5 protein-coding genes are annotated in these 26,105 nt (G+C 69.4%); all 5 read left to right on the top strand.

Going from position 1 to position 26,105, the window contains the following annotated elements:
* The first annotated feature begins 69 nt into the window (after positions 1-69).
* The 5 genes from CLV46_RS13985 to CLV46_RS13970 all read left to right on the top strand — a co-directional run bounded on the left by CLV46_RS13985 (position 70) and on the right by CLV46_RS13970 (position 25,937).
* Positions 70-399: a histone-like nucleoid-structuring protein Lsr2 gene (locus tag CLV46_RS13985; RefSeq protein ID WP_100365343.1), complete on the top strand. Its 330-nt coding sequence runs from the start codon at positions 70-72 to the stop codon at positions 397-399.
* Positions 400-653: 254 nt separating this feature from the next.
* Complete coding sequence (locus CLV46_RS13980) at positions 654-7,064, top strand: SdrD B-like domain-containing protein (protein ID WP_100365342.1); 6,411 nt, start codon at positions 654-656, stop codon at positions 7,062-7,064.
* Between the two features lie 318 nt (positions 7,065-7,382).
* Positions 7,383-16,322 carry a DUF7927 domain-containing protein gene (locus CLV46_RS13975; RefSeq protein ID WP_170028586.1) on the top strand — a complete coding sequence of 2,980 codons (8,940 nt, stop codon included), beginning with the start codon at positions 7,383-7,385 and terminating at the stop codon, positions 16,320-16,322.
* On the top strand, positions 16,319-16,885 hold the full coding sequence (locus CLV46_RS16800; RefSeq protein ID WP_170028584.1) for a hypothetical protein: 567 nt from the start codon (positions 16,319-16,321) through the stop codon (positions 16,883-16,885). The genes CLV46_RS13975 and CLV46_RS16800 overlap by 4 nt, the downstream gene beginning before the upstream one ends.
* Before the next feature lie 154 nt (positions 16,886-17,039).
* Positions 17,040-25,937 carry a DUF7927 domain-containing protein gene (locus CLV46_RS13970; protein WP_170028582.1) on the top strand — a complete coding sequence of 2,966 codons (8,898 nt, stop codon included), beginning with the start codon at positions 17,040-17,042 and terminating at the stop codon, positions 25,935-25,937.
* Positions 25,938-26,105: the final 168 nt, after the last annotated feature.

Below are 26,105 nucleotides of genomic sequence, written 5' to 3'. Positions count from 1 at the left end.
CCTTCGCCGTTCCCGCCCCGCGGGGCAGCATCCGCCGTCGTCGTGCCGCTCCGCGGTAAGGTCGCTCGCATGGCGAAGCGCACGATTGTGACCATCACGGATGACCTCGACGGGTCGGAGGACGCCGAGACGGTGACGTTCGGCTTCGACGGCAAGCGCTACGAGATCGACCTGTCGGAGGCCAACCGGGCGAAGCTCGAGTCTGCTCTGCAGCCGTTCATCGACGCCGCCCGGCCCGCGGGCGGTTCGCGCGGCGACAGCGCGTCGTCCCGGCCTCGACGCGGTGTTCCTCTCAACCTCGCCGCCGTGCGGGCCTGGGCCGCCGACAACGGCCACGAGGTCAACCAGCGCGGCCGCATCCCCACCGCCGTCATCGAGGCGTACGAAGCCGCCCACTGATCGGACACTGTCGAGGGGCCGCATCCGTCGGGGGCGGCACCCACGTCGGTCCGTTACCGGATCGTCACTCGATGCTTCCCAGCCAATGTCAAGGCGGGTTATGCTTCGAGGGCGCCTCCCCTCTTTCGTGCGTGCACGATATCTGGGGCTGAGGGGATGCGCCGAGGGGGGGGACGCGTTCAGCGTCCGTCGCGTCGCCATGGGTGGATTCCCGCGGTACGGCCGCGGGTGGCAACGAAGCAAACGGGGGAACGATGCGCCGGACGACGACGCGCTATTGGCGGGCACTGACGGCGGGCGTTGCGACGCTCGCGGTGATCGGATCGGTGTTCGTGGGGGCGGTACCCGCCTCTGCGGCGACCTACACACTGAGCGCGACGCGCGTGAACTCGGGCACCGTCGCCGCAGACGCGGCCTCCACGTGCGCGACGCAGGGTTCGACCGCCGCCGCGCACTGCGCCGGCATGGACGTGACCCTCGCCGCTACCGACCAGATCCTCCGCACCGGCGACACCGCCCAGGTGCGCTTCGATTTCGCCTTCAGTGGCGCCGACACCGGCGTCGTGCTGCGCTCGACCCTGCCGGAAGCGAACGGTGGCAGTGCAGCCACGTGGACGGGCATTCCGGCCGCCTGTGCCGCCGGTTCCACTCGGACCGATAACAACCGCACCCTGAATTGTCTGATCGCCAACCCCCAGGGCCCTGGCGACGGGTCCGTGACTGCCACGCTCTTCCTGGAGCCCCTGGCGTTCGACGGCTACACCTTCACGGTGCCGGCGCAGATCTCGTCGGAGACGAGTGCCGCCGTCGCGGCGGTGAGCACAGCGACGTACACGTCGTCGAGCGCGCCGATGTACGACGCGCGGAGGAACGTTCTGGCCAACAATCTGCCGGCGCCGTTCTTCTACCGGTCGGCGACCGGCGAGCCGGGCTTCGCAATCCCGACGTCGACGTACATCGCTCCCGCGAAGGTCGGCGGATTCTCCCCGCTCGCCGGACCCGTCACGTGGACCGAGACGATGACCTCGGCAGCCATCGACGTCTCGTCGTACCGCTTGCTGAACTGGGGCAACTACGGCGACGGCTGCGCTGCCGAGGGTACGGCGGCAACGCCGGGCAACGCCGGTTACACCGGCACCGCGCTGAACATCTCGAACCAATACAGCCCGATCGCCGGCGGCCTCTTCGATTGCGCGCAGGCTGGAGGGCCCGGGTCGCCCGTGCAGGTGACCTGGCAGAACCCGCCTGCCGCGTCCGGCGGCGTCTGGGCGGCGGCCTGGCTGCTGCTCTGGGTGCCGCTCGACGCCGTACCGGCGGGTACGACCCCTGCACCGACGATCACCATCACGGCGTTCGACCCGAACGACGTGAACGGCGTCAGCAACTACTTGAGCGACACAGAGCCCGCTACCGCCGTATCCAACGCAGGATCGTTCGGGCAGATCGTGAACGCCGACAACCGTCTGGTGGAGAAGCGCCCGATCAGCGACGCGGCGGTCGGCCCCTACACGGGCAACAGCGCATTCCCCGCTCAGCTGTCGCCCAACCAGACGACTCGGAACGGCTCCTTCGTGTCGCAGGTGAGATTCGAGAACACGGGAACCGTCGTGCAGAATCCCGTGCAGCTGTGCGACGTCATCGACGTCACCACGCAGCGGATCACCCCGTTCGCCACGAGCGCAAGCGTTCCCGCGAACACCTACGTGGTCGCTACGACGACGGGTCCCACGAGCGACCCGATCCTCGCCCCGCCGTATGAGCCGGCCGGCTCGTACAACCCGGTGGCGACCGCCGCGGGCAACTGGGCCGTCGCTCCGTCTTCATATGTGGTCGAGTACGCCGCGGGTGAGCTCGGCGGCACGACCCCGACCACGGCGCCGCTGCCCGACACCGCCTTCACCGGCGTGACCTGTGGCGACGCCGACACCGCGACCGGATGGCACACGAGCCCGTCCGATCCGGCGATCACCGCCTACGCGCAGTCGCTCGGGCTCTCGGACCCGCTGGATGTCGTCAACCGAGTGCGCATCACGTTCCTGGAGGACATCGAGCCGGGTGTCAGTGTCGCCATGAAGCTGCACACGACCACCCGCGAGACCTACCGCGCGGCGACGACGCAGGCCGGGCAGACCATCTTCGCGACGACGCGCATCGGCGACGTCGCCGTGTACGACTACCCGCAGATCACGATCGCGCCATGGACCCCCACGGCCTACACGGGTCCCACGGTCGCCGGGCGGATCAACGTCGACACCAGCGTCGACATCGTGAATACCTCCAAGACGTCCGTGCAGGCGGGCGCTCCCGGCGACAACCGCACGACCTTCACCCTCCGCGCCGCCGTCGCCTTCGGCGAGAACGTCGCGACCACGCAGCCACTGCGAGTGCTGCACCGGCTTCCGGCCGGCATGCGGTACGTCACCGGGTCGGCTTCCATAACTCCCGCACACGTGCTGCCGCAGAGCGACGGCGCAACCATCATCGTGTGGGATCTCGGCGACATCACGGGCACGACGAACGGTGTGACCACCACACCCGACTTCACGTTCACCGCCGAGGCAGACCCGCTCGCGCCGACTCCGAGCATCAACCACAGCACCGCGGTCGCGGAGTCGGTGAGCCCGACAGGGGTGCAGATCGACCAGGATCTGCCGATCGTCGCTTGCGGCGCCATGCTCGAGGTCACCATTCCCCCGACGAGCAACGTGCCCGTGCAGTCGGTCTCGCAGATCCCGCCCGCCGCGGATTACACCGGCTGCTTCGGCCAGCTCCGCAACCGTCGCATGGACTGGCAGCCGATCACGATCGGAAACGCCTTCCTCTCGCTCGCGGCGCTGAAGACCGCGTTCGACTCACAGGTCGAGTCGGGTGCCGATGACGGCGTCGCCGGCGCCGAGGTCGGGTGGAACCTCACCTACGCCAACAAGACGAGCAACACCTTCCCCGGTGTCGACATCGTCGACGTGCTGCCCTACCCGGGCGACGGGCGCAGCCCCGAGTCCGACTTCTCGGGCACCGTGGACCTCAAGAGCATCACCACGACGGATGCGCCTTCGGCGGTTCCCAACGCGCTGCCGGTCTCCGCGACCATTCAGCCCGCTCGCACCGGCACCACGTTCTATGTGACCGGACGCGCTCCGGCGCAGATCGAGCGCGACCCGTACGCCGCGAGCAACCTGCAGGGCGGTTCCACCGTCTGGTGCACGCTCGCGCAGATCGGCGCTGCCGGGTGCCCTGCCAACCTCCCGGCCGTGACTGCGGTACGCATCATCTCGGGACAACTGGCGACGCAGGAGCAGGAGGTCGTGCGCCTCGGCTTCGCGACCGAGGGTGCTGAGGACGGCGACCTCATGACGAACGACGCCGTCGCCCGAGTCGTCAGCGTGACGACGCCCGTCGACATCTCCGGCGACGCGATCCTCTTCGACGCCTCGAGTGTTGCGGGCACCGTGTGGGCCGATATGAATGCCGACGGCGTGATCGACGCCGCGGAAACCGGCCGCCTCGCAGGCGTCGCGGTACGCATCCTGGGCACGGCCACCACGAGCGGCGCCACGGTCGATCGCACCGTGACCACCGCCGCTGACGGCACCTACTCCTTCCCGGGTCTGCCCGCCGGCACCTACACGGTGACCGTCGACCAGGCGAGCGCCCGCGCCCTCAACCCCGCGTACGCCCTCACGGCGGACCCGGACGGTGCGGGCTCGGCCGATGGTTCCTTCGAGGTGACACTGCCGCTCGGCACCGACGTGACCGCGCGCAACTTCGGCTTCGGCACGCAGTCGCTCGCGGGCACGGTGTTCGGCGACGACGACAACGACGGAGCCATCGACGCCACTGAAGAGGGCATCGGCGGCGTGACCGTGACCCTCATCGGTTCCGACGACCTCGGTGCTCCCGTCTCGCGCACCGTCACGAGCAGCGCGTCGGGAGCCTGGACCTTCGACGGTCTGCGCCCCGGCACCTACCAGGTGCTCGTGACCCCGCCGGCCGGCCTCCTGGGCGGCACCAACGTGGCCGGCTCGGCCGGTGGCACCGGCGGTCCCGCCGGATCGAACATCATCGCGGCGGTGCCGCTCGCTCCGGGTGAGAACGGCGTCGGCTACCTGTTCGCCATGCTCGAACCGCGGCTCATCGGCGGGGTCGTCTTCTCCGACCTCGACGGCGACGGCACGCAGGATGCGGGCGAGCCCGGCATCGCCGGCGTGACGATGACACTCAGCGGTGACGCCGACCTGACCACGACGACGCTCGCCGACGGCACCTTCGCCTTCGCGGGCCTCGCCCCCGGTGAGTACACGCTCACCGAGACGCAGCCCACCGGATACCTGAATGGGGAGACCGCCCTCAACGGGTCCGTGGGATCCGTGGACGGCGACGTCATCAGCGAGATCGTGGTCGGCTCGACCAGCGACACCGATGGCTACACGTTCGGCGAGCTGGCTCCGGCGAGCATCGCCGGTGTCGTCTACCACGACCTGAACGCCAACGGCGTGCAGGATGCGGGCGAGCCCGGCATCGAGGGAGCGGCAGTGACGCTCTCGGGCACCTCGGCGGCGGGTCCGATCACCACCGGCGCCGACGGGTCGTACCTCTTCTCCTCGCTGCGTCCCGGTACCTACGCCGTGACCGCGACCGAGGTCGACGGTTACGTCGACGGATTCGAGACCGCTGGTACCGCAGGCGGCGACGTCGACAACGCAAGCGCCACCTCCGACGACATCACCGGCATCGACCTCGGCGTCGGGCAGGCGGCCACCGGCTACCTCTTCGGCGACGTGCAGTCGGCGTCGATCACGGGCGCCGTGTTCGCGGACGCGGACGACGACGGCGTGCGCGACGCGGGGGAGGCGGGCATCCCGACCACCACCGTCACGCTCACCGGCACAACCCTCTTCGGCACGGCCGTGAACCTCACGCGCACGACCGCGGCGGACGGCGCCTATACGTTCGACGGGCTGCTGCCCGGCACCTATTCGGTGGCCGAGACGCAGCCGACCGGCTACTTCGACGGCAAGGACGCGGCAGGCTCGGCCGGCGGAACGGTCGGCGCCGACGTCGTGTCGGGCATCGTGCTCGCCTCGGCGACGCAGGCGACCGGGTACCTCTTCGGTGAGCGTGCTCCTGTCGGTCTGAGCGGCGCGGTCTTCGACGACCTCGACGGCGACGGCGTACGTGACGCGGGCGAAGACGGCGTCGACGGTGTGACCATCACGCTGCGGAACGCAGCGGACGCGATCGTCGCGACCACCGACACCGACGCGTCGGGCGCGTGGAGCTTCCCGTCGCTCGCCCCCGGCACCTACTCGGTCGTCGAGGAGGGACAGCCCCTCGCCGGCTACGCCGACGGCCTCAGCGTCGTCGGTACGGCCGGTGGCACCGCGACCACCAACCGGATCGACGGCATCGTGCTGAATGGCGCGGCGTCGGGCTACCTCTTCGCGGAATTGCCGCTGTCGGCCATCCGCGGCTTCGTCTGGAACGACGCGGATGACGACGGCGTGAAGGACGCGGACGAAGCGCCCATCGCGGGCGTCGAGATCACGCTGAGCGGTGCAGACGACCGAGTCACCACGACCGGTGCCGACGGCTCGTTCACGTTCGCCGGACTCGAGGCGGGCACCTACACGCTCACCGAGGCCGACCTCGACAACTGGTCGGACGGCGCGACGCTCGTGGGCACCGCGGGTGGCACGGCGGCGTTCAACAGCGTGAGCGACATCGTCATCACGCCCGGCACGGATGCGACCGGCTACGGCTTCGGCGAGCGTGCGGCCGAGCTGCAGCTCATCGTGTCGACGCAGACCCAGGATGCGCAGGTCGAGACCGGCCCGTACGTCAAGGTCGGCGACCCGGTGCGCTGGACCTACCGTGTGGTCAACAACGGCGACACGTCGCTCAACGGCATCACCGTGACCGATGACGTGCTCGGCGCGATCGACTGCCCCGCCACCGAGGTGCTGCCGGGAGCGACGCTCGACTGCGTCGCCGACGGCACCGCCGAGGCGGGCCAGTACGAGAACACCGGCACCGTCACGGCGAACGTCGTGCCGCGTTCCGGCGGCCCGGGCATCCGCGCGATCACCGAGCTCACCGCATCCGATGTCAGCCACTACTTCGGCATGGAGCCGAGCGCGACAATCGAGGCCACCGCGAACGGGCAGGACACGCTCGCCTCGCCCGGTCCGGTGTTCGCGAACGGCACCGCGGTGACGATCGACCTCGTGATCCGCAACACCGGCAACGTGCCGCTGACGCTCGACTCGGTCGGCAGCGACGCTCTCGGCGTCGTGGACTGCGGCGGCGTCACGGTGCTCGAGGTCGGCGCAACGATCGAGTGCACCACCACCTGGACGCCGACGGCCGGCAACTACGCCTTCCCGGTCGAGGCCCTGCTGAGCGGGCCCGACGGCACGGATGTGGACGGAGCGGCCGTCGAGACGGCGGTGGCCGCCGACACGATCGTGTTCCTGCAGGTGCTCGAGCCGAACGTGCCCATGCCGACCCCCGGCGACGGTGACGGCATCGCCGTCACGGGACTGTCGGTCGCGTGGCCGATGATCCTCGTCGCCGTGCTCGTGCTGCTCGGCGCCGGTGTGCTGCTGCTCGTCTGGCGGGCGCGGAGCCGCCGCCGCGAGGACGAGTCGGTGACCACCACCGAGTAGTCCGTACGAACGAGAGGGCCGCATCCCGCGAGGGGTGCGGCCCTTCGTCGTGTCTCCGCCGACAGACCCAGCCCCCCGAAATGGGGGTAGGCGCGCCCAGCCGTTTGCCAGGAATTCGTTTTTCGAGGGTCCTTCAATCCGACAGAATGGGGGCAAGTCGGTTCCGGGGGGTCCGGGGTTCTGGGGAGAAGCCGACGAACAGCAGGGGAGATGCGCGTGCTGCGTACGTTCCGTCGTTCCATTCGTCGTGTCCACCGGGGGTGGCGGGTCGCCCTCGTCGGAACGCTGTCGTTCCTGTTGATCGTGACGGGTGCGCCGATGAGCGCGAGCGCGGCCATCGTCTCGGTGCACGAGATCACCGCGAATTGGGCCGCCCCCGCACCGGCGAGCGTGCCGTACGGCGGCATCGTCGTCTCGGAGTGGCACATCAGCACGAACGACGCGTCGCAACCCGAGTCGAACGCGGACGTCGCGAACGTCACTGCGACGCTGACAGCGGTCAACGGCAAGTGGGGCGCCCTGCCGACGGTCTGTAAGACGACCGGCGCGACCCCCGCGTCGTCGATCTCCGCCGACGGTGTCACGCTCGTCTGCAACCTCGGCACCGTGAAGGCTGGCACCGCGACGGTACTCCAGGCCGGAATCCGCCCGACCAGCACCACCGGTGCCGCCCTCTCCGCCAACGGCTCGGTCACCTCCGACACCGCTACCGCTCCGGCGGGCCCCGCATCGCTCGCCCCCAAGCCGATCACCTACAACAACGGCATGGACCTCGTCATCAGCACCCCGAGCAGCAACCCCGCCGAGGGTAGCCAGGGCAGTGCCTACGAGGAGGGCACGCAAGACCGGCAGCGCCTGATCGTGGACTGGGCGATCGCCGCCAACGTCGGCAGCCGTCCGGGGCCGGCGAACTACGCGTTCACCATCAATCTCTCGTCGACCACTCCGGGCGCCGTGCTCACCGGCATCACCCACGAGGAGTGCCGTCCCGTCAACGGTGAGATCGCCGCCGGCATCCCGTTCTCGGCGACGAACCGGCCCGACCGTGCGAACTTCCCCGGCTGCACCATCACGCGCCTGTCGGCGACCCAGTACCGCGTGAACCTCACGAACATCGACTACAGCCTCGCGCGGGTGCCGCTGAAGGACTCGAAGGGCGCGAACCTGCCCGTCGGCCGCAATTACATCGCGTCGGGTGCGCTCGTCTTCAGCAACCCGTACCCCGTCAACGTCACGACGAACGTCGACGTCCGGGTGACCGCTCCGAACTGGACCTACCCCGGCACCACGGCGTCGACGGTCGACCCGGTTGCCAACAACGCCGACGCCATCACGCTCTACGCTCCGGGCGGATTCAGCAATGGCTGGCTCGGGACCCCGGCGTCGTCGCGTTCGCGGTGGGACGACCAGCTCTTCGTCGCCGCCGGCACCGGATCGAACATCACCCTCCCCGGCGCGGGCACGACCATCGCAGGACCGCTGCCGCTGTATTCGCAAGCGACGAGCCAGGTGTGGAACGACTACGTGGGCGCGGGTGGCACCAACCTCGCCGGCGTGTGCACGATGAACCAGACCGCCACGAGTCTGCCCGCGCCCGAGAACAACAACTTCCAGTACCGCTACTTCGACGGCGGCGGATACGGGGCCGGTGGCTATGAGCAGATGCGCTCAATCCAGTACTGGTACACCACGGCGAACATCAATACCAAGACGTTCACGTGCGACCAGGGCACCTGGACCCGCGTCACGCCGCGAGCCGGGTCCCAGTTCAACGACCCGCGCATCTCCAACTCGAACGTGATGGCACTGCCGGCCAACGTCACCGGCCTCAAGGTCACCTGGAATCCCGCCATTGACAAGCCCGTGAGCGTCGTCGTGCGCGGATTCGGCCAGATCAAGGCGAACGCCGTTCCGAGCAACGCCCTCGCCGGTGAGGGGTGGACGGTCGGCTCCTTCAACCTGCCCACAGGCGTCTGGTACAACAACAGCAACATCGCTGCGAACTCCACGGCCACCCCTTGGAGCGACTACACCGGCGCGGCCGGCGGCACGAACGGCTACCGTGACGTTTTCCGGATCGTCGGCAACACCGGAACGATCCGCAAGACCGCGAACCCGACGACCGCCGGACCGGGCCAGGCCGTGACGTATACCGTGCGCGCTGCGACGAACAGCACGACGACCCCGCCGACGAACAGCAACCTCTCGGTGCTGGACCTGCTGCCCCCGGGCATGCAGTACGTCGCAGGCTCGGCGCGCCTCGACGGGCAGCCCATCACGCCCGCGTCGACGACGGTCACCGGTCGAACGCAGCTCACCTTCTCGATCACCAACTCGCCCGCGAACACGCAGCGCGTCATCACCTACCAGGCGCTCCTGCCCGCGACCTCGACCGTCGCACCGGGCACGACGCTCACCAACACCGCCGAGGTGCGCGTGCCGGGTGACAACCGGGAACTCGAACTGCGGCAGGCGTCCGCGTCGATCGTCGTGCCCGCGAACGGCACGACGACGTTCGCGAAATCGGCCGCCGACACCTACGTGCCGTACGCCGGCGGCAGCTCGTCGTGGCGGATGACGCTCAACTCGCTCGATCCGTCGGCGAACACGTTCACCGACACGATCGACGTGCTGCCGTACAAGGGCGACGAGAACGGCACGAACATCGACGGCGGTTACCGCGTCAACACCGTGACGGTGCCTGCGGCGACAGGATGGCGCGTCTTCGCTACCTCTGCCGCTGCGACGACGCTCAGCGACGACCCGCGCACCCGCTCGAACGGCACCGCGCCGGGCGCCATCACCGGTAACACCGTCGGCTGGACCGCCGTGCCTCTCACCGGCACGACGGCGACCATTCCGGCCGGCACGACCGCCATCCGCGTGATCGGACCCGCGCTCAACCCGGGCGCGCAGCAGTTCTTCACCATCAACTTCTCGACGACCGCCCCGACGAGCCAGGTCTGCTCGGCTCCCGGCGAGACCGACAACAAGCCCGGCCAGCGGATCGTCAACGCGGCGACGAGCTACGCGGCGCACACCGCGCTGCCGATGCGTTCGTCGGCCACGACGCTGATCGCGGATTGCAACCAGATCCAGATCAAGAAGTACGTGCTCGAGAAGGGCGGCGACTCGGCGGACGCCGACGCCTGGCACGACGCGCAGGACCGCGCCGACTACCCGCAGTACGGCCCCGGCGATACCGTCCCCTACCGCTTCGTCGTCACCAACCAGGGCACCGGCACGCTGACGAACATCGCCGTGACCGACCCGCGGTTCCCGCAGTGCGACTACACGATCCCGACGCTCGCGGCCGGGGCGTCGGACACCCGTGAGTGCTCGGTGCCGAACGCGGCGCTCGGCACGACGATCAACGAGGCGTCCGTGCGCGTGCAGCCCCCGATCGGCGCCGTGCTCACGGGCAGCGACCCGGCCGGCATCGTCGTGCCGCTGCCGCCGCGAGTCACCAAATCGGTGAACCCGCCCTCGGGCAGCCGCGTCGAGCCGGGTGCGACCGTCACCTACACGGTGACGATCACCGAGCCGGCCGACAGCCCCGCGGCGTACCTCAACCCGTCGACGGTCGACACCCTCACCGACGTGCTCGACGACGCGGACTTCGTCGAGGGCAGCCTCACCACGACCTCCTCGCTCGACGAGGACGGGGATGACGCGACCGACGGCGACCCCGGAACGGCGACCCGCGACGGCGAGACCATCTCCTGGGGTTCGAGCCGCATCTGGCCCGGCGAGACGATCACCCTCACCTACCAGGTGAAGGTGGACGACCCGGTGACGGGCAACCACCGCCTGCGCAACGTCGTGACGCCCGAGACCGGCATCGAGTGCGACACCTGCACGACCGAGAACCCCATCCCGGGCATCCGATTCACCAAGACGGCGGATGTCGCGGTCACGCACCCCGGTGATGTCGTCACCTACACGGTGACGGCGCGCAACACCGGCCAGGTGCCATACACGACGCCCGACTACCCGGCGTCGGTGAGCGACCCGCTCACGGATGTGCTCAAGGACGCCGACTTCGTCGAGGGCAGCGCCACGAACGGTGCGATCTTCGACGGCGACTCCGTCGACTGGACCGGCGCGCTCGCGGTCGGAGCGGAGACCTCCTTCACGTTCCAGGTGCGGATCAAGAATCCGAACCCCGGCGACAACCGCCTCGAGAACCGGGTCGTGTCCACGACCCCGGGCAACAACTGCACCGAGGATTCGACCGACCCGGACTGCGACGCCACCGTGCGCGTGCAGTCGTACACCGTGCAGAAGTCGACGGCCGAGACGCCCGTCGTGCGCGGGAACGTCGTCACCTACTCGCTGACCGTGCGCAACACGGGCGAGGTGCCCTACACCGGGACCGGTGCCGACGTCGCGTCGTTCTCCGACGACCTGGCAGACGTGCTCGACGACGCCGACTTCACGGGCACCCCGACCGGTGGCGCTGTGTTCGCCGACGGGCGCCTCACGTGGGCCGGCCCGCTCGCGGTCGGCGAGACGCGCACGTTCACCTACACGGTGACGGTGAAGCAGACGCCGAATCCCGACAGCCTCGTGCTGAACAACACGGTCACCCCGACCGGACCGGGCGGCAGCTGCGCCGCCGCCGGAGCGTGTGACACGTCGACGCCGATCGCCCAGTTCCACGTGGCGAAGTCGGCCGACCCCGCCTACACGAACCCGGGCGGCACCGTGCACTACACGATCGTCGTCGAGAACACCGGGGCGGTCGACTTCACCGACGCGTTCCCGGCATCGTTCCGCGACTCGTTCTCCGACGTCCTCGACGACGGCGAGCTCGTCGGGATCGACGACGACGGTGACATCATCCCCGGCACCATCACGTGGACGGCCGGCGATGTGACCTACTCGGGTGCGACGCTCGCCTGGGTCGGCCCGCTGCCGGTGGACGGCACGGTGACGATCGAGTACGACGTGCTCGTCGACAACCCCGACCGGGGCGACCACCTGCTGAAGAACACCATCACCACGCCTCCGGGTATCGCGAACTGCGACACCGGTTCGACCGACCCGGACTGCGGTACCGAGACGCCCGTGCAGTCGTACGAGCTGGTCAAGGCCGCGGACAAGAAGGTCGTCGAGGTGGGCGACACGGTGAACTACACGATCACCGTGCGCAACACCGGTCGCGTGCCCTACCCGGCCGGCCCGGGCGAGCCGCAGGCGAGCATCGCCGACCCGATCGACGACGTGCTGCTCAACGCCGACTTCGACGGCATCGTGAACGCGACCGCCGGCACGGCGACGTGGGATGCGGCCGCCGAGACCATCCGCTGGGTCGGTGACCTGCCGGTCGACGGCGCGCCGGTGACGATCACCTACGCCGTGACCATCCACACCGCCGCGGTGCCGCCGGACCGGATCGTGAACCGAGCGCAGACCACCACGATCGGCGGCAACTGCGACCCGACGACCGATGTCGATCTCGCCGACCCGCGCTGCCAGGTCGAGGTGCCGACGCGCAGCTACAAGACGGTGAAGACGGTCAGCGACCCGATCGTGGAGCCCGGTCAGCAGAACCTGACCTACACGATCACGGTGACCAACACCGGTGCCGAGGCCTACCTCGGCACGGAGATCGGCGACGAGGACGCCGCGGAGATCCGCGACGACCTCAACGACATCCTCGGCGACTCGGGGAACCCGGTGCTCGTCTCGCAGCCGGCCGGCTGGGACGTCGAGTTCACGGGTGGCGTGCTGACCGCGGCGGGGCCGCTTGCGGTCGACGAGACGGTGACCTTCGTCTACACGGTCGACATCGACGAGCCGGATGAGGGCGACCACCGCCTCGAGAACCGGGTGGAGACGCCCCCCGGCCGCGGCGGCAACTGCACGCCGTTCTCGACAGACGGAGACTGCGACGCGACGGTGCTCGTGCGTGAGTACACGACCGAGAAGACGGTGACCCCCGAGGTCGTCGAGGTGGGCGACACCGTCGTCTACACGATCGAGGTCGTGAACACGGGCCAGGTCGCGTACGACGGGCTCACCCCCGACACGAGCGCGTCGCTCACCGACGACCTCGCCGACGTGCTCGACGACGCGACCTTCGGCGCCGTGCTTCAAGGCGGGGCGACCTTCGACGCGGCGAGCGAGACGCTCACCTGGTCGGGACCGCTGCCGATCGGCGGCACGCACCTCATCCGCTACACCGTGATCGCCACGGGGGCAGACGAGCACGTGCTGATCAACGGCGTGGAGCCCGGCCCCACCGGGCGCTGCGTGGACGCCGGCAGCTGTGACACCGAGGTGCGCATCCGCTCGTTCGAGTACGAGAAGTCGGTGGATGCCGAGGCGGCAGTCGAAGGGCAGACGCTCACGTACACGATCACCGTGCGCAACACCGGTGCCGTGGCCTACACGGATGAGGCGCCCGCCGACATCGCGGACGACCTCTCGGGTGTACTGGATGACGCGGGGGAGCTGAGCGACCCCGTGATCAGCCCGGCCGGTGCCGGCGAGGCCACGATCGTCGGCAGCTCCATCCTCTGGGAGGGCCCGCTCGCCCTGCCCGGCCAGGCCGGCGACGAGGTCACCATCACCTACACGGTGACCGTGGACGACCCCGACACGGGCGACCACCTGCTGGTCAACGCGGTCACGAGCGAGAACGGCGTGTGCGCCGAAGCCGGGGGCTGTACGACCACCACCCCGGTGCGCAGCTACCTCGTCGAGAAGGTGTCGACGCCGGCGACCACGCTGCCGGGCGGAATCGTGGAATACACGATCACCGTGACCAACACCGGTGCCGTCGCCTACACGGACGCCGACCCGGCGTCGCTCGTCGACGACCTGTCCGACGTGCTCGATGTCGCCGGAGACCCGACCGACCTCGCGGTCGCGGGGGACAGCGACAACCTGCCGACCTTCGCGGACGGAGAGTTGCGCTGGGCCGGTGAGCTGCCCGTGGGCGGCGTGGTGACGCTGACGTACCGGGTGCAGGTCGACGCGACCCTCGCGGCCGACGCGGACTACCTGCTCGAGAACGTCGTGGAGCCCACGGCGACCGGCGGCGAGTGCGGCATCTGCTCGACGGTGACTCCGATCCGCGCGTACAGCACGGTGAAGAAGACGGACCGACGCGAGGCCCGCATCGGCGACGTGGTCACCTACACGGTGACGGTGACGAACACCGGTCAGGTCGCCTACGCGGCGCCGCTGCAGGCGACGTTCACCGACGACCTGACCGACGTGCTCGACGACGCGACGGGCCCGCAGGGCCTCGGCGCCGGCGCGACCTTCGACCCGGCGACCGGCGTGCTCACGTGGGCCGGCGACCTGCCGATCGGCGCGACGACGACGGTCACCTACTCGGTGGTCGTCGGCGACCCGGCTGTGACCGGTGGGGACGGAATCCTCGAGAACGCCGTGCTGACCCCGCCCGAGGGTGGCTGCGCCGAGTCCACGGCGCCCGACTGCAAGACGATCACCCCCATCCGGTCGCTCCACTACGCGAAGACCGTGTCGACGGGCGTCGCGCTTCCGGGCGACGTGGTCGAGTACACCATCGCCGTGCGGAACACCGGCGCGGTCGCCTTCACCGACGCCGACCCGGCGCAGTTCGACGACGCCCTCACGCGCATCCTCGACGACGTCACCCCGGTGACGGAGGAGTCCCTCGCGCTCGAGGCGTCGGCGGGCACGGCGTCGTACGACGAGACACTGCGGTCGATCCACTGGGAGGGTCCGCTCGCCCCGGGCGCGACGGCGACGGTGACCTACCAGGTGCAGATCGCCAACCCGAACCGCGGAGACAACCGACTCGCGAACAAGGTCGTGTCGCCCCCCGGGGTGCCGTCGAACTGCGCGGCCGAGTCGGTCGACCCCGACTGCGCCACGGAGACGCTCGTCAAGTCGTTCCGCGTCGAGAAGACGGCCGACAAGACGGAGTTCTTCCCCGGCGACCGGGTGACGTACACGATCCGCCTCACCAACACCGGCGAGGTCGCGTACGACGACGCCGGACCGGTGGTGTGGACGGATGACCTCACCGAGGTGCTCGACGACGCCGTCTACAACGACGACGCGACGGGCGGCGTGACCTGGAACGGCACGGAGACCCTCAGCTGGACCGGCCCGCTCGCGGTCGGTCAGGTGATGGAGTTCACCTACTCGGTCACGGTGCGCAACCCGATCCCGGGTGACAAGGTGCTCTACAACCGTGTCGTGTCGCCCACCGAGGGCAGCAACTGTGCGGAGACGAGTGCCGACCCGCTCTGCGAGGTGGACCTCGGCGGCCCGTCGGTGCGCACGGTGAAGACCTCCTCGAAGGAGACGGCCTTCCCGGGTGACGTGGTGGAGTACGCGGTCACCATCACCAACGACGGCGGCATCGACTGGACGGATGCGCGCCCCGCGATGTTCGACGACAACCTCGCGGCTGTGCTCGACGACGCCACCTACAACGGCGACGTCGAGGCGACCCTCGACGGAGACGTGGTGCCCGGCGCCGAGGTGAGCGGGACGATCCTGCACTGGCAGGGACCGCTCGCTCGCGGGGAGTCGGTGATCGTGACCTACTCGGTGACGATCAACGCCCCTGTGAGTGGCGACGGCATCCTCGACAACGTCGTGACGACGCCCGAGGAGGTGCCGAGCAACTGCACGGCGATGCCGAGCGAGCCGTCGCCGGGCGAGGGTGAGGGTGAGATCGGCGGGGCAGCCGCGGGCGACCCGACCTCCTCGAGCGACCCGGACTGCGCGACGCGCACACTCGTCAAGTCGTACGTCACGACCAAGACGTCGGATGCGGCGGGCAAGGTGAAGCCGGGCGACCGCATCACCTACACGATCACCGTGGTCAACAACGGCCAGGTCGACTACACCGACGAGCAGCCGGCGTCGTTCGTGGACGACTTCAGCCAGGTGCTCGACGACGCGACCTATGCCGGTGACGCGCCCGCCGGAACCACCTACGTGGCTCCGACGCTCACCTGGAACGGCGCTCTCGCGGTCGGTGACATCACGATCGTCACCTACTCGTTCGTCGTGAACGAGAACGGCGGCGACAACCGGATGATCAACGCGGTGCTCGCCGACTCGGAGATCGGCGGCGGATGTGCGACCGAGACCGGCTGCACGACGACGATCGAGATCGTGCGCCCGCTCGCCGCGACCGGTGCATTCGTGCTGCCGATCGTCGGGGGAGTGCTCGCGCTGATCGGGGCCGGCGGGTTGCTGTTCTGGATCGGACGCCGGCGCCGCCTCGAGAACCAGGCGTGATCCGGAGCCTCACGGGCGCCACGGTCGCGCTCCTGCCGGTGCTGCTCCTCGCAGCACCGGCGGGAGCCGCCGAGGCCCCCGTCGTCTCGGTCGAGCTGAGCGACGGGGTCGACGAGGCCCGCGACGGTGACGTGCTCGACTACGTCGCGACCGTGCGCAACGAAGGCGGTGCCCCCGCCGCGGTGACCGTGACGGTGACCGCCCCTCCCTACGTCTCCCTCGACGGGGAGGCGTCGTGGCCGGTCGAACTCGCCGGTGGCGAGAGCCGTCAGTTCTCGATCTCGGCCACCGTGGGGGAGCCCGCCGAGAAGGACTACCAGGTGGTCACTACGGCGTCTGTGGCGGCTACGACCTCGCCCGGCACGACGCTCGTCCGCGCCGTCGACGCCGATGCCATAGCCGGCATGGATGCGCCCCCCTCTGTTCGCGGCCTCACCGAGACGTCGGGGACGATGGCCGGCTCGCCGGTCCCTCTTATCCTTGGCGGCGCCGCGGTCATCGTCGGTGTCGGAGCGGCCGTCTTCTTCTGGCATGGAGCTCGCCGCCGGGCGACCACGCGCTGACGGGCTCGCGACCCCCGTTTCTGGGGTGCATCGTTATCGGCTCGTTGTCAGCTTCGGGGTTTCCGAAGCGTCTTCGGTCACGCAGACTGAGGTCACGCCGTTTCCGGGGGGTCCGGATTTCTGGGTGAAGCCGGCGTACAGCAAGGGGAACGCGTTGTTGCGTAGCATTCGTCGATCCATCCGTCGTGTCGGCCGAGGATGGAAAGCGTCAGTCGCGACGGTCGTCGCCGTCGGTCTCGTCGCCACCGGCGCTCCGCTCAGCGCGAGCGCCGCCATCGTGGCGAACCACGAGATCACGGTCAACTGGATCGGCAACACGACCGGAGCTCCGGTGCCGACGTCGGCGCCCTTCGCGTCGACCGTGACGGCGGAGTGGCACATCAACACGAACGACGCGAGCGACCCCTTCTCGAAGGAACCCGTCGACAACGTGCGGGCGACGCTCACGGCGGGGAATGCGCGCTTCACGAGCATCCCCGCGGTCTGTAAGACCAGCGGCGTGACCCCCGTGTCGTCGATCTCGGCCGACGGCGCCACCCTCCTGTGCAACCTCGGCACCCTCACGAGCGGCAGCGCGAACATCTTCCAGACGCCGATGCGAGTCACGGGCAGCAACGGGGGGAACGTCACCGTGAGCGGCACGGTCATCTCCGACAGCGCCGCCGCCGCTTCAGCTCCGGCGGCTCCCACCCCCCTGCCGATCACCTACACCTATGGGCTCGACCTGGCGCTCGGCGCCGGTTCGGCGCAGGGCGTCGTCCTTCCTAGCCGCACGGGCGGCAATCGCACGTTCGTGGACATGAACTTCTCGATCATCCTCGCCGGCGGCAGCCGACCGGGTCCGGTCAACTACAGCTTCCCGGTGACCGTGGCCAGCAACGTCGCAGGCGGCATGACCGGATTCCAGTTCGAAGGATGCGTGCCCACCGGCGATGCGACACGCGTCACCGGGCACCCGTTCTCCGACCCGGCCAAGGCGGATCGCGCGAACTTTCCAGGCTGCACGGTCGCGGGGACCGGCGCCAACTACACCGTCAACCTCAGCGGCCTCGACTACACGCTGACCCGGGTGCCCGTGAACGACAGCTTCGGCCAGCCGCTCGGCGGTACCGGCGCCTACATCGCCTCGGGCACCGTGCGCTTCAGCATCCCCAACCCGGTGACCGTCATCACCGAGTACTCCTTCAACGCGACGAACGCCGGCAACGTGACCTTCGTCGACGGTACGGTGCGTGCGGAGGCGCCGAAGACGAACAACGTCACGACAGCGACGTTGCGTCCGCCCGGTGGCTACTCCGTCTTCTGGGCGGGTCAACCGGCGGCGTCGCGCGGCCCGTGGGACACCAACCTGTGGGTGAGCCCCGGCACGTCGCAAGATCAAGTCGCGAACCTCCGCAGCGGCGTCGCGGCTGCGCCCCTGCCGCTCTACTTCCAGACCAACTCCTCCCTATGGAGCGGCTACTCCGGGGCCGGCGGAGCGCAGCTGGGCGGTCTATGTCTCATGAACCAGAACCCCGCTTTCGTGCTCACGGGCTTCGACGGCGGCGGCTGGGGCGACGTTCCCGGGTCGTACGACGATTACGCCTCGGCGCGCTACTACTACACGACGGCGCCGGTCAACACCAAGACCGAGACATGCGGTCAGGCCGCGCCGAGCGCCATGTGGGTGGAGGTGCAGCGCCCGGCCGGGTCCACGCTCACCCACCCGACCCTCGCGAACGCCTCCGTCATCACCGGGCTGCCGGCGGGAGTCACCGCGATCAAGATGACCTGGAACCCGGGCATCGACCGCACCCCGCCGAACGGCCTCGAGTTCTTGCGCGGCTTCGGATACATCAGCCCCACCGCGCCGACCTCCGGTGAAGGCTGGGTCACGGGTGCCTTCACCGCGAAGCCCGAGTCCCAGGGCAGCTGGCCCACCTATCCCGCCCTCAACGGCTGGCACAACGTCAGCACGGGACCGGGCGGAACGAACCTGCCGGGCAGCACGTACGGGCCCAACATGAACGGTGCCCGTGACGCCTACCGATTGCAGGGCCCGAACGGCGTCATCTCGAAGGTCGCATCGACCACCACCGCGACCGCCGGGCAGCCGATCACCTACACGGTCAAGGCGCAGGCGCGGAACGCCATCGTGAATCCCCCGCCCGTCACCTTCTCGGTGGTGGACACCCTTCCCGCCGGGCTCGTCTACGTCGCTGGTTCGGCGACCCCGGCGCCCACGAGCGTGTCGGCTGACCGCCGCACGCTGACGTGGAACTTCCCGAACGCGCAGCCGAACGTCGAGCGCACCATCACCTATCAGGGTGAGATCGACGCCGCCGCACCGCCCGCGCCGGGCGCGAGTCTCACCAACTCGGCCGTCGTCAACGTGCCGGGTGACCAGAGCCTGCCCGGCGCACGCACCGCGAGCGCGACAGTGGTCGTGCCGAACTCCGCGTCGACGTCGTTCGGCAAGTCGGCGGACGACAACGTGCTCTCGTTCTACGGCGACAGCTCCGCGTGGACGCTCAACGTCGACTCGCAAGACCCGGTGTCGAACCCCTACACCGACACGATCGACATCCTCCCGTCGCCCTCCGACGGCCGCGGCACGAACGCCGATGGCGGCTATACGGTGACCGGCGTGACAGCACCGGCCGGTGCGACCGTGTACTACTCGATCGCGCCGTTCGGCAGCCTGAGCGACGACCCGCGCAGCGCGAGCAACGGCGGCACCCCGGGAAGCGTCACCGGAAACACCGTCGGCTGGACGACCGTGCGTCCGACGGTCGTCAACCCGACGGCCATCCGCGTGATCGGTCCGGCACTCGCCCCAGGAGCGCGCCAGACCATCAAGATCAACTTCACCACCCCGGCCGGCACGAACTGCGCGGCTCCGGCCGCCGGTGACAACAAGCCGGGGCAGGTGCTCGTGAACTCCGGCAACTCCTATGCCGGTCACACGCGCCTGCCGATGCGCGCCTCCGCCACCACCACGATCGGCGACTGCTACGCGCTCGATCTGAAGAAGTATGTGCTCACCGCCGGCGGTGACCCGCAGAACCCCGCCGACTACGTCGACGCGAACGCGGTCGCCGAGTTCCCACAGTACGCGGAGGGCGCGACGGTGCCGTTCCGCTTCGTGCTGAGCAACAAGGGCACCGGAACACTGACCAACATCGTCGTCTCCGACCCGCTCGCCCCGTCGTGCGCGACCACGGTCGCCACGCTCGCCGGCGGTGCGGAGTCGGTCATCCAGTGCTCGATGACCGCGGGCCTCGGCACGACGATCAACACCGCGACCGCGACCGTCACTCCGCCGGAGGGACCGCAGCTCACCCCGAGCGACCCCGCCGGATTCGTCGTGCCGCTGCCCTACACGATCGCGAAGAGCTCCACCCCGGCGAGCGGCTCGGCCGTGCTCCCGGGCGATGAGATCACCTACTCGGTCACGGTGACAGAGCCGGCGGACAGCCCGGCGCCGTGGCGGAACCCGGCGTTCACCGACGACCTCGCCGCGGTGCTGGATGATGCGGACCTCGTCGGCGATCCGGTGATCACGACGAGCGTCGACGGTGCCCCGCTCGGCACGGCGAGCGTGAACGGCACGGTGCTGTCGTGGACGGCTCCGCTGATCGCGCCCGGCCAGACGTACACGATCAGCTACACCGTCGAGGTGAACGGCGACGGCGACGACGTGCTGCGCAACGTCGTGACGCCGCCGACGGGCATCGAGTGCGACCCGTGCTCGACCGAGCACCTCATCCCGGGCATCCAGTTCGAGAAGACCTCCGACGTGGCCACGGCTCGCGCGGGTGACGTCGTGACCTACACGGTCACCGCGCGTAACACCGGGCAGGTGGCGTACACGGTGCCCGGCTACCCGGCATCGGTGTCCGACCCGTTGACCGATGTGCTGGTCGATGCGGACTTAGTCGCCGGGAGTGCGACCAATGGTGCGACGTTCGATGGTGACTCGGTCGATTGGACCGGTGCTCTCGCCGTCGGCGGCGAGACGTCGTTCTCCTTCCAGGTGCGGATCAAGAACCCGAACCCGGGCGATGACCGTTTGGTGAACCGGATCGTCTCCGAGACGCCGGGCAACAACTGCGACGCCGACTCGACCGACCCGCTGTGCGACGCCACAGTGTTGGTGCAGTCGTACACGGTGGAGAAGTCGACCGCCGAGACCCCGGTCGTGCGCGGCGACGTGGTGTCGTACTCGCTGACGATCCGCAACACCGGGCAGGTGCCGTACACCGGTGTCGGTGCGGATGTCGCCTCCTTCTCCGACGACCTGGCGGATGTGCTGGATGACGCGGACTTCACCGGCACCGCGACCGGTGGTGCCGTGCTCACCGGTACGAACCTGACCTGGTCGGGATCGCTCGGCGTCGGTCAGTCGCGCACGTTCACCTACACGGTGACGGTGAAGCAGACCCCGAACGCTGCGAGCCAGGTGCTCAACAACACTGTCACTCCGACCGGCCCCGGTGGCAGCTGCGCCGAGGCGGGCGCGTGCGACACGTCCACCCCGATCGCGCAGTTCCGCGTGGAGAAGACGGCCGACCCCGCCTACACCAACCCGGGCGGCACCGTCAGCTACACCATCGTGGTGACCAACACCGGGCAGGTGCCCTTCACCGACGCCTACCCGGCCTCCTTCCGCGACTCCTTCGCCGGCATCGTCGACGACGGTCAGCTCGTCGGTCTCGACGACGACGGTGACATCATCCCCGGCACCGTCACGTGGACCGCGGGCGACGCCACCTACTCGGGCTCCGTGCTCGCGTGGGAGGGCCCGCTGCCACTGGGTGGCACGGTGACGATCGAGTACGACGTGCTCGTCGACAACCCCGACCGCGGCGACCACCAGCTGATCAACACGATCACCACACCCCCAGGGCTTGCGAACTGCGACACCGGCTCGACCGACCCCGCCTGTGGCACGAACACCCCGGTGCAGTCGTACGAGCTGATCAAGACCGCCGACACCAAGGTTGCGGAGGTCGGTGACACGGTCGAGTACACGATCACCGTGCGCAACACCGGTCGCGTGCCCTACCCGGCGGGTGCCGGCGAGCCGCAGGCGAGCATCGCCGACCCAATCGGCGACGTGCTGCAGAACGCGAGCTTCGACGGCACGGTCACCTCGAGCACCGGCACCGCCGATTTCGACGACGCGACCGACACCATCACCTGGGTCGGCGACCTTCCGGTCGACGGTGCCCCGGTGACCATCACGTACAGCGTCGAGATCACGTCTGTCGTCACGCCGCCGGACCGCATGGTCAACCGCGCGCAGACGACCGCCGTGGGCGGCAACTGCGACCCGGCAACCGACATCGACGACGCCGATCCGCGCTGCCAGGTCGAGATCCCGACCCGCAGCTACGAGGTCGTCAAGACGGTGAGCGACCCGATCGTCGAGCCGGGTCAACAGGATGTGACCTACACGATCTCGATCACCAACACCGGCGCCGAGGACTACACCGGCACCGGCGCTGAGGCCGCGCAGATCATCGACGACCTCACCGACATCCTCGGCGACTCGGGCGGGCTCCAGGTCACGGCGGAGCCCGACGGCTGGGTGGTCGACGTGGTCGACGGCGTGCTGACCGCGACCGGACCGCTCGCGGTCGAGGAGACCGTCGAGCTCGAGTACACGGTCGACATCGATGACCCGGATGCGGGTGACCACCGCATGGAGAACCGCGTGGTCACGCCTCCCGGCCGTGGTGGTAACTGCACTCCGTTCTCGACGGACGAGGACTGCGACGCTCTCGTGTTGGTGCGTGAGTACACGACCGAAAAGACGGTGACCCCGGAGGTCGTCGAGGTCGGCGACACGGTCGTCTACACGGTGACGGTGCGCAACACCGGTCATGTGGCGTACGACGGTGCCACGCCGGACACGAGTGCTTCGCTTACGGATGACCTGTCCGACGTGCTCGACGACGCGACGTTCGGCACGGTGCTGCAGGGCGGGGCGACCGTTGCCAACGGCGTACTGACGTGGAGCGGCGCGCTGCCGATCGATGGCGTGCACGTCATCCGCTACACCGTGATCGCGACGGGCGCCGATGAGAGCATTCTCGTGAACGGCGTCACGCCGACGGGGCCCGGCGGGTCGTGTGTCGACGACGAGAGTTGCGACACCGAGGTGCGGATCCGTTCGTTCGAGTATGAGAAGTCGGTGGATGCCGAGGCGGCGACCGAGGGTCAGGAGCTGACGTACACGATCACGGTGCGCAACACCGGTGCCGTCGAGTACACGGATGACGTGCCCGCGGACATCGCGGATGACCTCTCGGGTGTGCTGGATGACGCGGGTGAGCTCAGCGACCCCGTGATCTCTCCGGCCGGTGCCGGTGAGGCGACCGTCGTGGGCAGCTCGATCCTTTGGGAAGGGCCACTGGCCCTGCCCGGTGAAGCGGGCGACGAGGTGACCATCACCTACACCGTGACCGTTGATGACCCGGATGTGGGCGACCACCGGCTGGTCAACACCGTCACGAGTGAGAACGGCGTCTGCGCCGCGGACGGTGTCTGCACCACGGACACGCCGGTGCGTAGTTACCTCGTCGAGAAGAGCGCGACCCCGGGCTCCACGTTGCCAGGCGGGATCGTCGAATACACGATCACGGTCACGAACACGGGAACGGTCGCCTTCACGGATGCCGACCCGGCCTCGATCGTCGACGATCTGTCCGACGTGCTCGATGTCGCCGGCAACCCGACCGACCTCGCGGTCGCGGGTGACAGCGACAACCTGCCCACCTTCGCGGCCGGAGAGCTTCGCTGGTCCGGTGAGTTGCCCGTCGACGGCGTCGTGACCCTCACCTACCGGGTGCAGGTCGACGCTCCGCTCGCCGCGGGTGCCGACTACCTGCTCGAGAACGTTGTGGAGCCGACCGCTCCCGGCGGTGAGTGCGGGATCTGCGCGACGAACACGCCCATCCGTGCCTACGACACCGTCAAGACGGTCTCGCAGACGCAGGCCGAGCCCGGCGACACGATCACCTACGAGGTGACGGTCACGAACATCGGGCAGGTCGCGTATGCGGCGCCGCTGCAGGCGACGTTCACGGATGACCTGGCGGATGTGCTGGATGACGCGACCGGCCCGCTGGGCCTGAGCGCCGGCGCCACGTTCGACGCGGCGACCGGAGTCATCTCGTGGGCGGGGGATCTCCCGATCGGTGGCACGACGACCATCGAGTACTCGGTGGTCGTGAGCGATCCGCGCACGAGTGACGGTGACGCGATCCTCGAGAACGCCGTGCTGACCGCTCCCGAGGGCGGTTGTGCCGCCGCGACGGTACCGGACTGCAAGACCGTCACGCCCGTCCGCTCACTGCACTACACGAAGACGGTCTCCGACGAGGTGGCCCTGCAGGGCGACGTGATCGAATACGAGATCACGGTCGAGAACACGGGTGCCGTCGACTTCACGGCCGGCACGCCGGCATCGTTCGACGACAGCCTCACGCGCATCCTCGACGACGTCGACCCGGTGACGGAGGAGAGCCTCGCGCTCGACTCGTCCGCGGGACAGGCGTCTTATGACGAAACGTTGCGGGCGATCCACTGGGAGGGTCCGCTCGCCGCGGGTGTGACCGCGACGGTCACCTACCAGGTGCAGATCGCGAACCCGAACCTCGGCGACAACCGGCTCGACAACCGCATCGTGACCCCTCCGGGCACGCCGTCGAACTGCGCGGCCGACTCGACCGACCCCGACTGTGCGACCGAGACGCTCGTGCGTTCGTTCCGCATCGAGAAGTCGGCCGACAAGACCGAGGTCGTGGCGGGCGAGGTCGTCGAGTACACGATCGTGCTCACCAACACCGGCGAGGTCGCCTACGACGACGCCACCCCGGTGGTGTGGACCGACCCGCTGACCGACGTGCTCGACGACGCCGTCTACAACGACGACGCCACCGGCGGCGTGACCTGGGACGGCATCGACACGCTCGCCTGGACGGGCCCGCTCGCGGTCGACCAGGTGATCGAGTACACCTACACGGTCACGGTGCGCGACCCCATCCCCGGCGACAAGGTGCTCTACAACCGCGTCACCTCGCCCACGATCGGATCGAACTGCACCGACACGAGCGACGACCCGTCGTGTGACGTGACGACCGGCGGACCGTCGGTGGCCGTCGTGAAGACCTCGTCGACCGAGGTGGCCCTGCCGGGCGACACGGTCGAGTACGAGATCACGATGACCAACGACGGCGGACTCGACTGGACCGAGGAACGTCCGGCGTCGTTCACCGACAGCCTGTCGGCCGTGCTCGACGACGCTGTCTACAACGGCGACGTGCGTGCCACGATCGACGGCGACGAGGTCGACGGCGCCGCGGTCTCCGGCGGCACGCTGAGCTGGAGTGGACCGCTCGAGCGCGGCGCGGCCGTGGTCGTGACCTACACCGTGACGATCAACGCCCCGGTCACCGGCGACGGCATCCTCGACAACGTCGTGTCGACGCCCGACGAGGTTCCGAGCAACTGCTCGGCCGCCTCGACGGACCCCGACTGCGCCACGCGCACCCTCGTGCGGTCGTACATCGCGACCAAGACGTCGGATGCGCAGGGCACCGTGAAGCCGGGCGACCGGGTGACCTACACCGTCACGGTCGTCAACAACGGCCAGGTCGAGTACACGGACGAGCAGCCGGCCACCTTCGTGGACGACTTCTCGCGAGTGCTCGACGACGCCACGTACGCCGGCGACGCCCCGGCGGGCACGACGTACGCGGCGCCGACGCTCACCTGGTCGGGTGCCCTGGCGGTCGGCGACATCTCGCTCATCACCTACTCGTTCGTCGTGAACGAGAACGGCGGTGACAACCGGATGCTCAACACGGTGCTGCCCGACTCGGAGATCGGCGGCTGGTGCCTCGCCGACGGGCGGTGCGACACGGCCCTCGAGATCGTGCGGCCGCTCGCCGCGACCGGTGCGGTCGTGCTGCCGATCGCCGGCGGGGTGCTCGCACTCCTCGGCGCCGGTGCGCTGCTGTTCTGGTTCGGTCGCCGCCGTTCGTCGTCCAAGCTCGCCGGTTGAGTAGGGCGCGCCAGCGCCCGTATCGAAACCCCCACGACGGAGCTTCTTCGTCATGGAGATCTCGATAGGGGCGCGGGGCGCCCTACTCGATCGGCGAGGGATACGGGCGCGGGGCGCCCTCCTCGATCCGCGAGGGTGCCGGCGCGGGGCGCGTTATGGTGACCGGGT

This window comes from Diaminobutyricimonas aerilata (genome assembly GCF_002797715.1).
GTDB lineage: Bacteria > Actinomycetota > Actinomycetes > Actinomycetales > Microbacteriaceae > Diaminobutyricimonas > Diaminobutyricimonas aerilata.
This window is presented reverse-complemented; position numbering and strand designations above follow the sequence as displayed.

Excerpts from the sequence above, each read along its gene's own strand:
- CLV46_RS13985 (WP_100365343.1), top strand. The coding sequence starts at position 70 with ATGGCGAAGCGCACGATTGTGACCATCACGGATGACCTCGACGGGTCG.
- CLV46_RS13980 (WP_100365342.1), top strand. The coding sequence starts at position 654 with ATGCGCCGGACGACGACGCGCTATTGGCGGGCACTGACGGCGGGCGTT.
- CLV46_RS13975 (WP_170028586.1), top strand. The coding sequence starts at position 7,383 with ATGAGCGCGAGCGCGGCCATCGTCTCGGTGCACGAGATCACCGCGAAT.